Annotated in this window: 16 protein-coding genes and 1 riboswitch; of the genes, 8 read left to right on the forward strand and 8 right to left on the reverse strand. The window is 36.1% G+C overall.

Features of this window, described 5'->3' with window-relative positions:
- Positions 1–371: 371 nt before the first annotated feature.
- Positions 372–1,295, reverse strand: coding sequence for a YihY/virulence factor BrkB family protein (locus T479_RS19550; RefSeq protein WP_024364533.1), 924 nt, complete (start codon positions 1,293–1,295; stop codon positions 372–374).
- Positions 1,296–1,319: 24 nt separating this feature from the next.
- Complete coding sequence (locus tag T479_RS19555; RefSeq protein WP_024364532.1) at positions 1,320–1,646, reverse strand: YtxH domain-containing protein; 327 nt, start codon at positions 1,644–1,646, stop codon at positions 1,320–1,322.
- A 180-nt stretch (positions 1,647–1,826) separates the two neighbouring features.
- On the opposite strand from T479_RS19555, the gene T479_RS19560 reads away from it, so the two are divergent.
- Positions 1,827–2,048 (forward strand): DUF1128 domain-containing protein, encoded by a 222-nt coding sequence (locus tag T479_RS19560; protein WP_024364531.1) that lies wholly within the window; start codon positions 1,827–1,829, stop codon positions 2,046–2,048.
- An 88-nt stretch (positions 2,049–2,136) separates the two neighbouring features.
- On the opposite strand, the gene motB is transcribed toward T479_RS19560, so the two are convergent.
- Both motB and motA read right to left on the reverse strand, forming a co-directional pair.
- Entirely contained in the window at positions 2,137–2,913 is a 777-nt protein-coding gene (gene motB / locus T479_RS19565) for a flagellar motor protein MotB (RefSeq protein ID WP_025220618.1), read from the reverse strand.
- Entirely contained in the window at positions 2,897–3,700 is an 804-nt protein-coding gene (gene motA, locus T479_RS19570) for a flagellar motor stator protein MotA (RefSeq protein WP_025220619.1), read from the reverse strand. Before motA ends, motB begins: the two co-directional genes overlap by 17 nt.
- A 199-nt stretch (positions 3,701–3,899) precedes the next feature.
- Between motA and T479_RS19575 the strand changes: the two genes are divergently transcribed.
- The 4 genes from T479_RS19575 (at position 3,900) to T479_RS19585 (ending at position 7,143) form a co-directional block, all read left to right on the forward strand.
- Positions 3,900–5,135 (forward strand): aminopeptidase, encoded by a 1,236-nt coding sequence (locus tag T479_RS19575; RefSeq protein ID WP_025220620.1) that lies wholly within the window; start codon positions 3,900–3,902, stop codon positions 5,133–5,135.
- Positions 5,136–5,277: 142 nt separating this feature from the next.
- On the forward strand, positions 5,278–5,412 hold the full coding sequence (locus tag T479_RS24230) for a hypothetical protein (protein WP_255313775.1): 135 nt from the start codon (positions 5,278–5,280) through the stop codon (positions 5,410–5,412).
- A gap of 185 nt (positions 5,413–5,597) precedes the next feature.
- The gene (locus T479_RS19580) at positions 5,598–6,158 is read left to right on the forward strand and encodes a beta-class carbonic anhydrase (RefSeq protein ID WP_024364527.1); all 561 of its coding nucleotides are present in this window, start codon (positions 5,598–5,600) and stop codon (positions 6,156–6,158) included.
- Between the two features lie 235 nt (positions 6,159–6,393).
- Positions 6,394–7,143: a class I SAM-dependent methyltransferase gene (locus tag T479_RS19585; protein WP_025220621.1), complete on the forward strand. Its 750-nt coding sequence runs from the start codon at positions 6,394–6,396 to the stop codon at positions 7,141–7,143.
- A 302-nt stretch (positions 7,144–7,445) separates the two neighbouring features.
- Here the strand turns inward: T479_RS19585 and T479_RS19590 are convergent, their stop codons facing one another.
- A complete protein-coding gene (locus T479_RS19590) occupies positions 7,446–8,036 on the reverse strand; it encodes a GNAT family N-acetyltransferase (protein WP_051147783.1) in 591 nt (196 codons plus the stop codon).
- A 113-nt stretch (positions 8,037–8,149) separates the two neighbouring features.
- A complete protein-coding gene (locus T479_RS19595) occupies positions 8,150–8,977 on the reverse strand; it encodes a polyphosphate kinase 2 family protein (protein WP_025220622.1) in 828 nt (275 codons plus the stop codon).
- A gap of 206 nt (positions 8,978–9,183) precedes the next feature.
- Between T479_RS19595 and T479_RS19600 the strand changes: the two genes are divergently transcribed.
- The gene (locus T479_RS19600; protein ID WP_024364523.1) at positions 9,184–9,897 is read left to right on the forward strand and encodes a TspO-related membrane protein; all 714 of its coding nucleotides are present in this window, start codon (positions 9,184–9,186) and stop codon (positions 9,895–9,897) included.
- A 27-nt stretch (positions 9,898–9,924) separates the two neighbouring features.
- Here T479_RS19600 and map read toward each other — a convergent pair whose 3' ends face one another.
- Both map and thiT read right to left on the reverse strand, forming a co-directional pair.
- Positions 9,925–10,680 (reverse strand): type I methionyl aminopeptidase, encoded by a 756-nt coding sequence (gene map / locus T479_RS19605; RefSeq protein ID WP_024364522.1) that lies wholly within the window; start codon positions 10,678–10,680, stop codon positions 9,925–9,927.
- Between the two features lie 245 nt (positions 10,681–10,925).
- The gene (thiT, locus tag T479_RS19610; protein WP_024364521.1) at positions 10,926–11,486 is read right to left on the reverse strand and encodes an energy-coupled thiamine transporter ThiT; all 561 of its coding nucleotides are present in this window, start codon (positions 11,484–11,486) and stop codon (positions 10,926–10,928) included.
- A 125-nt stretch (positions 11,487–11,611) separates the two neighbouring features.
- Positions 11,612–11,719: riboswitch (TPP riboswitch) on the reverse strand.
- Positions 11,720–11,845: 126 nt separating this feature from the next.
- On the opposite strand from thiT, the gene T479_RS19615 reads away from it, so the two are divergent.
- Together T479_RS19615 and T479_RS24235 are read left to right on the forward strand one after the other, a co-directional pair.
- Positions 11,846–12,178 carry a magnetosome magnetite crystal formation protein family gene (locus tag T479_RS19615; RefSeq protein WP_029747430.1) on the forward strand — a complete coding sequence of 111 codons (333 nt, stop codon included), beginning with the start codon at positions 11,846–11,848 and terminating at the stop codon, positions 12,176–12,178.
- A gap of 28 nt (positions 12,179–12,206) precedes the next feature.
- Positions 12,207–12,329: a small protein YxzF gene (locus T479_RS24235; protein ID WP_255313776.1), complete on the forward strand. Its 123-nt coding sequence runs from the start codon at positions 12,207–12,209 to the stop codon at positions 12,327–12,329.
- Positions 12,330–12,374 lie beyond the last annotated feature (45 nt).

A 12,374-nucleotide genomic window follows, 5' to 3' on the forward strand; every position in this document is an offset into this window, starting at 1 on the left:
AAGACGCTGGCATTCCGCGCGTTAGCGAGAGTTGCGGCTTACGTCGTGCCAGCGGAAAGCAAAGTGGATTTTTGCACTTTAAGAAGACTCCCTAGTGCCAGTCACTCACACAATTTTCTGCGATGCGTGATTAGTTGATTGGAGTGGAAGGCGCGACACTCCAGCAGGAACAGCACGAGCTGAAAATCCATTTTTGCGGCGACAGCTGCAAAAATTAGTTGAAGCCGTGCCTGCGGAAAGGGAGCGCCTGGAACGGAAATCAACGGTGTGCCCACGGAAGCATCCACTGTAGCTATATCCACGCATAGCAAAAAGTGTTAGATTGATTGCAGTCAATCTAACACTTTTTCTCTTTTGAGCTACTTTTACAGTTATTTAATAGCACCTTCCGCTTTAAGCAATGCTCTCTTTTGCATCGTGGCATTTAAGACACCACCAAAAATTAAAATCATCCCTGTAAAATACAGCCACAACATTAATATAATAACGCCACCAATACTACCATATGTAGCAGAATAGTTTCCAAAATTACTAATATAGAAAGAAAAACCATATGTCACAAGCAACCATGCGAGCGTCGAAAACATTGCGCCTGGCCAAACACCCATTAATTTCAATCGAGGTGTCGTATTCGGTACTAACCAGTAAATTGCCATCAACACTACAAAAATAAGCAACGGTGGCATCGACCAGCGAATATTGCGCCAAAGGGATTCAAACTCATCTTCAATACTAACGATTGAAAATAAAAAATGACCAATTTGCTGTCCAAAAACAGGTAATAAAAGTGCCACTGCTATTACAATTACTAAAGCTAAAGTAAATACAAGAGAGAGCCCTCGATCTATAAAGCTCACCCTATTTTCGGTATCGTACGCTTTATTTAAAGCTCTTAATAACGCATTAATTCCTTTTGACGCAGACCAAATCGTTCCAAGTACCCCAATTGATAATAGGCTGCTATTACGGTTCGTTAGCACTTCATTTAATGTACTTTCAATCAACCTGTATACTTCATCAGGCATTAAATTAACTAAAAACGAATACACTTGCGTTGTTTCTAAATTTAAATACGGCAATAGCGTTACAAGGAAAATGAGTAGGGGGAAGAAAGATAGCAAAAAGAAATAAGCAAGTTGCGCCCCAAGCGCCGATATTTCAACGCGTTGTATGCGAAGCATTAAATCTTGGATAAAGCCTTTCGATGTCATTACATCTACCATATCTTCATTTGGCGAAAAAAATGCTTTTACTTCCGCAAATGAAGAACGTATGGATGCCTTTTTCTTTTCCATTTAATTCCCTCCTTGAACTACAGCCTATTCTTTTTCTGGTGAGGTAAAGGCTGTTTTTGTATCGCTAATCATGCCTTGAATAGTGGAAGGTAATTCTTTAAATTCATCGACTTTCTCAGCTATTGTATTGACATTTTCTGATACGCTATCACAAAGTACTTTAGCTGCGATTACCTTTTCCTCAATTAAATCTTGTAGTTCATTACGATGCGATGCGTAATAGGATACTGCTTCCTTCATTTTTTTAGTAGTAGCGACCGTTTTCTCTCGTGTAGTACGATCAAACATGCTTAATGCAGCACCTACAGCAGCACCTACGACGATGGATGCTAATAATTTACTTTGTCCCATATTTTATATACCCCCTGCTTGTGTAATGTTTATTCCCTATTTTCTTATAATTAAACAGCTTACTGCCCTTATTCTACCCAATTACAGTCTATTTTTAAAGCAACGCCCAATTACAGTGTTGACATTTTTTTTATTCAATGAAATGATATTGGCTAGGATTATGAAAGGTAGGTTAATTGAATGGATTTATCTATATCGTCAAAAGAAAACGTTATTTATATGGTCGATCAAATGAAAGATAAGCTTCGCATGGTCAATGTAGATGCCATGAAATCAGAGAATTTTGATGAAGCAAATTATGAAGATTTAGTCTATCTATACGAAATGGTTATGAAACGTGACACATTTAGCCCTAGTGAAATGCAGGCTATCGTTGCTGAATTGGGCTCTTTACGCAAATAATAGCAATGCCCTATAACCTTACCTCTCTACATTAAAAAAGCTATTAGCAAGGACCTTTAAGTCATTTGCTAATAGCTTTTTCTTTTGACTACTGCGTATTTTTCGCAGCAGAGCCATCTTCAGCAACAAGTGGTTGAATTAATACTTCCACACGACGATTTTTCGCGCGCCCTTCAGCCGTATTATTCGGTGCAATGGCTTTATATTCCCCATACCCTTTTGCACTAAAATAAACCGGATCAAGTTTTGAATTACTATCCACTAAAATTTTTAAAAAGTTCACTGCTCGCATTACCGATAATTCCCAGTTCGAAGCAAACTCAGGACCTGTTTGCGGTACGTTATCTGTATGACCAGTAATGACAATACTACGTGCTGGGTCAGACACTAATACGCCTGCAAGTTCACTAGCAATTTTATTATACTCAGGTTTAATAGTAGCTCGTCCTGGATCAAACAAAATGCTATCGCGAATAGTAACAAGTAAACCTTCATCTGTCATTTCCGTTGCGAATTGACCTTCCATCTCATTGACTGCAATAAAATTATCGACACTATCTTTAATTTCAGCTAAATCCTGTTGATCCTTTAAATACGCTGAGTTTTGCTGTGGCTGTTGTGGTGTTTCATCATTCTTTGCATCTGGTGTTTGCATTGGAGATGGTTGTTCTAAAAAGCTCGACCCACCATCAAATATTTGATTAAACACTGCCGACATACGCTCTAATTTTTCTTGGTCAACTGAACTAGATGCAAAAAGTACGATAAATAACGCCAGTAATAACGTTAAAATATCAGCATATGGTACTAACCAAGACTCATCAACATGATCTTCATGCTTTTTTTTCTTAGCTTTCTTTGCCAAGGCCGCCCGCCCCGCTTTCACCCGTAATTTGACGACGCTCTTCCATCGTTAAATAAGAAGATAATTTTTGTTCAATAACACGTGGCGCTTCCCCTTCTAATACAGAAAGAATGCCTTCAATCATCATACGTTTTTGCTTTACTTCAACTGCTGATTTACGTTTTAACTTGTTGGCAAATGGATGCCATAACACGTAACCTGTAAAAATACCTAATAATGTTGCCATAAATGCACCTGATATAGCATGACCTAACTTATCAATATCATTCATATTTCCTAATGCTGCGATTAACCCTACTACCGCACCGAGTACCCCTAATGTCGGGGCATATGTACCTGCTTGTGTAAAAATAGCCGAACCACTTATATGTCGTTCTTCCATCGCTTCTACTTCTTCCGTTAATACATCACGGATATAATCTGCGTTTTGACCATCAATTGCTAATGTAAGACCATTTTTTAAAAATGGATCTTCAATTTCTGAAGCCTTACTTTCTAAGGCTAACAATCCTTCACGACGTGCTAAATCGGCCCATTGTGAAAACATCTTAATAATTTCAATATCATCTGCTAGTTTTGTTTCTTTAAAAAGAATTTTAAATAGCTTTGGTACCCGCTTTAGTTCCTTCATAGGAAAGGCAATTGTTACAGCAGATATTGTACCGAAGATGATAATTAAAATCGCCGCTGGATTGTAAAAGGCACTTAAACTTACTCCCTTTAACACCATCCCTGTTAATAGTGCAACTAGCGCTAAAATTATCCCTACTACTGACGATAAATCCATATTAGAACCTCCAAATCTTCTATACTTACTTATTTTCGTCCTATTTTCCATATTTTAAATAAACATATTATATAGTATAAATGTATTTCACTAATTTTTCGATGAAATAAATGCTTTTTATTCACATTTCGACCATATTTGATTATATTGAATTAAGAATAATACACGAAATTGTCTTTTATCGAAAGGAGTTAAGAATTTGTTATTATCATTTGACACAAAATTACTAAGATATGCCGAATTAGCCGTGAAAATAGGAGTAAATATCCAGAAAAATCAATTCCTTTATGTGAGTTGTTCGACCGATAACTTAAAATTAGCTGAAATAATTACTAAAATTGCTTATGAAAATGGTGCAAAACAGGTTTTTGTTGATTTATCAGATGATCGACTTGTGCGCACACGTTATGAAAAAGCTCCAAAAGACTCATTTGATTTTTATCCTCCATGGAAAATTCAAGAGCGTGAATGGCTTGCACAACAAGGTGCTGCCTTTTTAAGCATCGTTTCACAAAGCCCAGACCTTTTAAAGGATATCGATCATGAAAAAATTATGACTTTCCAAAAAGCCTCAGGTCAAGCACTCGCTAACTACTATACTATGATGCGAGCAGATAAATTTAGCTGGACAGTTATTGCTGCTCCTTCTAAACAATGGGCAGCCAAAGTATTCCCTCAACTACCAGAAGAACAGCAAGTAGAAGCATTATGGGAAGCAATCTTTGCTGCTACACGCACAGATCAAGATGAACCGGTTAATGCTTGGAAAACTCACAACGAACAGTTACATAACAAAGCCGACTATCTAAATAAGAAACAATTCAAGTTCTTGCGCTATCAAGCTCCCGGAACAGATTTAACGATTGAGTTACCAAAGAAGCATATTTGGACAGGTGGCAGTAGTGTCAATATATATGGCAATGCATTTATGGCAAATATGCCAACAGAAGAAGTTTTTACAGCCCCACTCAAAACAGGTGTTAATGGCTTTGTCTCAAGTACAAAACCTTTAAGCTATAGTGGAAATATTATCGATCAGTTTACATTAACATTTAAAGATGGTCGTATTATCGATATACAAGCACAGCAAGGACAAGATATATTAGCATCACTTGTTGCAACAGATGAAGGTGCACAGTATCTTGGGGAAATAGCACTTGTTCCCCACCAATCGCCTATCTCACAATCCGGATTATTATTTTACAATACATTATTCGATGAAAATGCCTCTAATCATTTAGCTATAGGCAATGCCTATTCCTTTTGTATAGAAGGTGGTAAAGAAATGTCAGCAAAAGAATTGCTGTCTCACGGTCTAAATCAAAGTTTAACGCATGTTGACTTTATGATTGGCTGTGCTAATATGGATATTGACGGCATTGCTGCTGATGGTCAAATCGAACCAATTTTCCGCAATGGCAACTGGGCCTTTTAAGTAAATAGTCAGTCCTATTACTATTATTCTAGGCTAGGTATCTTATGGATGTCATAAATTATCCTTACATTTTCCTAGCAACCTATTGTATAATTAGAGTAGTTCATATAGTAGATTATTTAAGTAGAGAGGAGCTTTTATAATGTTCATTACAACTGTACTTGGCTTTTCAGCCGTACTATTAATTTCTATGGGATTCTTTATCCACTATCTACAAGTTGGTTTAGATAGCAAATCTTCTGTAACTGTAGATCCACAACCAAAAGAAAAATATTAATCATATAAGAACAGCTACTTTATGTAGCTGTTTTTTTTTCGTTTATAAATATGTCATAGTAGATTCGCTAAATAATTTACCAAACTTCTTTTTTTTTCATAAAAATTGCGCGAATATTGTCATTATTATTTGCATATTTACATTTTTGCTCTAAAATATTTCATTAGGGAAGGGAGCAAACTTTCATGACAATGTTAAAAGATATTTTACAGTTTAATGAAGATTTCGTTCAAGAAAAAAAATATGAGCCTTTTATTACAACGAAGTACCCAGATAAGCGCATCGTTGTCTTATCTTGTATGGACACTCGCCTTGTAGAGCTATTACCTAAAGCGATGAACTTAAGAAACGGCGATGTAAAAATTGTAAAAAGTGCTGGTGCTTTAGTAAGTCACCCATTCGGTGCAGTAATGCGTAGTTTACTCGTTGCGGTTTATGGACTGCAAGCTGATGAGGTGTATGTAGTTGGGCATTATGACTGTGGTATGAGCGCAGTTGATCCAGATGCAATGCTTAACCAAATGGTAGACCGAGGTATTAAAGAAGAAACCATTAAGATGATGGAGTACTCTGGTATTGATTTAAAAGATTTCTTACGCGGTTTCGGTGATGTCGCGACTAGCGTGAAGAAAAGTGTCGATACAATTCGTAATCACCCGTTAATGGTTGATAGTGTGCCTGTTCACGGTTTAGTTATTGATCCAAATACTGGTCGCCTTGATTTAATTGACGACGGTAGTAAATAAAACCTTAACGCCAAAGGCATCGTTTTTGGCAGAAAAACTTTCTATATAATTAAAAATGTGTCTATCGTATCGAATAATCGAATGATAGACACATTTTTTAATGCTTTCGCAAATTATATCGCTGTAAATAATGTAGTAGACATTCCTTTTATTGAACATATCTTGCGTTTCATACAATAATTAGGTAAATTTATGTAATAATACTATAAAAAGTAAACAAAAATTGGAGGACAATATGTATACTTATCATTCGATTTCAGCAGAAGTTTATAACCTAGATAAACCAATCGGCACATCATTCGGTGATGTCGAATATTATAGCGACAGACTTCAGCATGTCAAAGGAAAAATATTAGAACCAGCTGTTGGAACAGGGCGTATTTTAATTCCTTTACTTGAACAAGGTTTTGCTATTGAAGGCTTTGATTTATCCGAGGAAATGTTAGACTACTGTCGAGGCAATCTAAAAAAGGCACAAAAAGAAGCAACTATTTATCAAGCAAATATGGAGACATTCCAATCAGATCAACTTTATGAAGCAATCATTATCCCTACTGGAACATTTTTATTAATTACTGATGATGTAAAGGCTATGACTAGTCTATCTAATTTTTATCATCATTTAGAACCAAATGGAAGATTGATAGTCGATATATTTTTGCAACCAGATTTTCATGAAGGTAGCACTCAATATCGAACGTTTACAAATAAGCAAGATGAATTGATTACATTGCAAATAACACAATCTGCAATCAATTATATTGAACAAACGACAACTACCCACCATCGCTATGATAAATGGAAAGAAGGCAAATGTATCGAAAGCGAATTTGAAATATTCACCTTAAAATGGTATGGAATTCAAGAATTTAAAAGGCTTTTAATGCAAATTGGCTTTAAAGATATCGTTATTTCATCGGATTATTGTTATAAGCAATATCCTACAGACCGAAATCAAACCATCACCTTTGAAGCTGTTAAATGATTTTGCTAGTTTAGGTTCTAAAAAATGATAATGTAACAAAGGTGTTAGTACAATTAACGAAACCTTAGCTATTCATTCTTTAATTAGAAGTGAGCATTAATTGTTGGTAGCATAGGCGGTGACTCCTGCTCAGAACGCACACAGCGTAAGACGCGGGCATTCTGCGCGCAAGCAGAGGGTTGTGGGTTACTGTGCTGAGCGGAAAGCACAGCCGAAGCGGACAACAATGGCGCAGCAAAAAAGTGTTAGATTGATAGCAGTCATCTAACACTTTTTGCACTTTATTATAACTCGTTGTGTATTCATGATGATGGCTCTAGGCGAGCATACATATAATGATCTACCCATTGTCCATTGATATACAATAATTTTCTTAATAAGCCTTCTCGTTGAAATCCTGATTTCTCCAACACCCGAATCGAAGCGTTATTTTCAGTCGATACATACGCCTCCACACGATGTAGCCCTATTTGTTCAAAGGCAAATTGTACAACCAATTCTACTGCTTCTGTTACAATTCCTTTTCCTATATAGATTTCATCCATCGCATAACCAACAAAGGCACTTGAATACGGTAAACGTTTGATAGCATACAACGCGATGTGACCTATTAAATTATTTGTACCTTGCTCATATATGCCGAAAGTAAATTCTCTCTTTGAGCTCATTAAATATAAACTTTCTTGAATTTTTTTATACTGTGCATCAACTGTATAGTATTCAGGTCGCTGTAACGGTTCATATGTAGACCAAAAATATTTGTTTCGACTTACAAGACCCGTTAAACTTTGTGCATCTTTTTCTTGGAATGTGCGAACGTAGCATTTCTCCCCCTGAATCGAGACCACATTTCCACCCTTTTTCCTTAATAAATTCCAAATTTTTAGCACCATTTCTCTCCACAAGCCTTCCGATAATTGTCAGTACATGTTCATTGTATGTAAAAAAAGATGCTGCTACAACCAAAACAGCTCCTGTCTTGTTATCACAGCATCAATCATATTATTTATTTATTTTTCACTTGTTCTTTTGATTGGATTTCTAACAGTTCCATACTAGATGATTCTGCATCCTCTAATTGGGACTTGTCTAAAACATTTGTTAAATGTAAACCACGCTTTTGCGCCTCGCGTTCAATGTGTGCAAGCGTTTCTTGTAGCACTTGTACGCGTGCATGTTTTTTATCGTTTCCTGCTACCAAAACCCATGGCGCATTTTTCTTGTCTGTTTTTTCAAACATATCATTCGCTGCTGCGATATATTCTGGTGTTTTTTCGCGATTTCTCCAGTCCTCATCTGTTAACTTCCATGATTTATATGGATCTTGCGCACGCTCATTAAAGCGCTTCAATTGCTCTTCGTCTGACACATGTAACCAGAATTTTATAACAATGTAGTCTCCAGCCGTTAAAATCTTCTCAAAGTTGTTAATCTCCTCATACGCGCGAGACCATTCTTCCTTATTTGCAAATCCTTCGATACGCTCTACTAGCACTCGTCCATACCAAGAGCGGTCGAAAATGGCAATCTGACCACGCTGCGGTAATTTTCTCCAAAAACGTTGCAAGTAATTATAGCGTAATTCGTGAGGCTGTGGTGCTGAAATTGGATGAACAACGTAACCCCTAGGGTCTACCCGTTCAATAAGACGTTTAATGGCGCCTCCCTTACCAGCAGCATCCATTCCTTCAAATACTAGAATAAGTCCGATTTTATTATTTAGTAAAAATTGCTGTGCATTTAACATTTCATATTGGAGTACTTTTAATTTCTTTTTATACATTTTTTTATCTAGTTCAATCGATAGGTCAAGATTTTTTAGATTTTGAGTCATTAAAATTCCACTCCTTCAAATTGGATATTTCTATTGTACTAAAGAAGTATTTGGATGCATATCCAAATGGTAAATTGTAGATAATTTCAACAAATTCACTTGATACATTGTAAGGATTTTCCGCTATAATAAAATAGATATTCTGTGACAGTCCTATACTTATTTGTCTTTTCCCTATACAATTTAACACGAAGGGAGAGGAAACCTTGCCTAAGTTTATTTTAATGACAATAACGTATATTGTCTCACTCATCCTAACCTTTTCATCCTATTTTATAAAAATAAATGGTCAATCTTCGTTAGAAATCTCAAATCGTTTTCCCGTAATGTTTGCACCTATTAATATTAGTTATATGATATGGATAGTCATTTACATTTTGCTCGCTTATTGGTTAGTTATGAATTTTAAAAAGACAACTATAAAACAGACTGTTCTCTTTAGCAATGTATGTATTTTACAAGCGATTTCTATTTTATTTTGGCATTATGAATTATTCATAGTATTTTTCATCTGTACAGTAATGTTAGTATTATACTTATTTTTCCTTTACAATACGTACTCACATTCCAATAATGCATTATCTGGCCGCCTTCCGATTTCACTTTACTTTGCTTGGTCTACATTTTTATTGATGACAAATACAAGTTTTACGTTAACTTCTTATGAATGGAATGGCTTTGGTCTTAGCAATCCACTTTGGGCAGTTATTTTACTGACAATTGGTGTCGTGATTGCCTTACATATACGTTATCATCATTTTGATATTGTCTATCCTAGCGTTTTCATTTGGGCATTCGTTGGCATTGCATTTCATAATCATCTTGACGAGTTGCTTGTGACGACAGCAGCCTTATTTTTATGTGGGGTACTTGTTGTTGGTATTCTATTCGTCAAAAAAAAACCTGCTTACCAAAAATAAATCGGTAAGCAGGTTTTTTAGTTCGTCTTATTGCTCATCTAATGAAGTTAAAATGATTGGTTTGTCTTTTGTTACAATAATCGAATGCTCAATTTGGGCAACTAAAGATTTATCAGGTGTGATAAATGTCCAGCCATCACCAGCTTCAACGATATGCTCTGCTTTTGCTGAAATAAACGGCTCTACAGCTAACACCATGCCTTCTTTCATAATTGTTGAATCCCACGCATCGTAATAGTTTAAAATGTGGTTTGGTTCATCATGCAATGAACGACCTAATCCATGACCCGTTAAGTTCATAATAACTGTTAAGTCATTGGCATAAGCCTCACGCTCTACCGCTTTCCCAATTTGGTTTAATTTCGAACCAGCTTTTACTTTTGTCATTGCACGATCAAAAGCGCTTTTTGCTACGCGGCAAAGTTTTTCTTTATCCTCATAACCTTCCCCTACTACAAAAGAAATACCTGTATCTGCAAAGTAACCATTTAAAGAGCCAGATACATCAATATTAACAATATCTCCCTCTTTAATAATACGTTGTCCTGGAATACCATGGGCAACTTCTTCATTGACACTAATACAAGTGTAACCTGGGAAATCATACTCTCCCTTAGGACCTGAAATAGCTCCTGCTTCAGCAAACATGCGTCCTGCAATTTCATCTAATTCAAGTGTTGTCACACCAGGTTTTGTAGCTGCTTTCATCGCCTCACGAATTTCCGCACAAATGCGACCAATTTTTTTAAAGGCTTCAATTTCTTCTTGGGTTTTTACAATCATTTTTAACGTCCCTTTCATCTAATATCTACTCTTTAATATAACATAACTTTTTATGTGCATAACGCCAAAAGCTTTAATTATTCTATGCCAATAGAATTTCATAAGTGCTACTCATAGAAAAAACAGACGATTTTAAAAGTCTTTAGACCTTAAAACAGCCTTTCTCTACAGTTCATTTAAACTGATTGTTCTCGATATGAAAAAATAGTATACTAAGTAATTCTTAGCATACTATTTCCATTCATTTATAATTTTCGTTGCATTAATTGTGGCGCTGCTGTAAATAATAGAACACCGACAATAGCTGTTAAAATAGTTGCTGGTAGCATATATGTTCCATTATAAATAATTGAATAAATCCATGCATTTTGATCGCCCGCATACTCTGCAAAGAATACTGCACCTGCAATCGTGTGTGCAAGATAGCGTAAAAAACCAGCTAACACTGTTCCCATCACTATGTACAGAGCCATTTTCTTTTTGTTGAGTGCTGTTGCGGCTTTTAATACAGGTTCACGAACAATTGCCGCTAAACCTACTACAGTAAAGGCTACCCCATAATCTAGTAATCCTTGAAGCCAATGCACAATATAAGCACCAAACATTGTTTGTAACACACCAATTAATAGACCTGTTGTGAGCCCTGACAAAAGCCCCCAACGAAATGCCATTAAAATAATTGGTATCATGACTAAGCTTACCGAGCCACCTTGTGCCCATACTTTAAAAGAAACTTGATCGAGCACAAGCCCTACCGCTGCAAAAATTGCAATCTCCACCAGCATGAGTAATCTTTTTTTGTCCATACTATTATTCTCTCCTTTGTTCCGATGTAGGATACAAGAGCAGGAATAGAAAACAATTATTTGGATGTGCACCTCAATCCGGCATAAAAAAACGATGCCAGGACAGAGCCTCACATCGTAAAAGTGTCGGTTTCTATCCACATCCCTACGCAAGTGTTAACTTACAGGTTCAAAGAGTAAAGGCATTACGTGCCCAGTCTCAGCTGACATCATCAGCTCCCCTTGTGGTCGTTACATCTCATTTTTATTGAACACCCTCATTGTACGCAAACACCTCTGGTATTACAACCTTTTCCTCAATTATTTTTTTGAAACTTTTACGCTTTCTATGCGTAAATATTAAAAAGGGAGGAACAATTATGGAGAATCAAAAAGTTTTATCTGCGTTTAGTTATCTCAGTGTTTTTATTGCACCATTTGTCGTTCCATTAGTCGTTTACTTTGTTTCAAAAGATAGTGAAGTCAAAAGACATTCCATTCGAGCACTTATTTCTCACTTGATTCCGTTAGTCTTAGGTATCATTTTCTTTGCTATCTCTATATTTTCTTCAATGTCATTGAACACGTTTGATCCTTCTTCAAATGGGAATACATTCATTATCATTTGGTTTGCTTCATTTGCAATTTATTTACTCGTATCATTAGGTATTGTTATTTGGAATATTGTGCAAGCTGTACGAGTTATACGTTAAAATTTAGTACTAAGGAGATGTCGTATTCATGAAAGTATCAAAAGTAGTGAAAACCGCTATAAAATTTGCACCTATTGTCATTCCTATTGTCAAAAAAGTAGTTGCTGCAAAAAAAGGGACAACACCTTACGTATCAACACGCAGAAAATAGGTGCACTGACTTCTTTTAATTGTTTGAGTGACTGGCACACAAAAC

Origin of the sequence: Lysinibacillus sphaericus (assembly GCF_000600105.1) — a bacterium.
GTDB lineage: Bacteria > Bacillota > Bacilli > Bacillales_A > Planococcaceae > Lysinibacillus > Lysinibacillus sphaericus.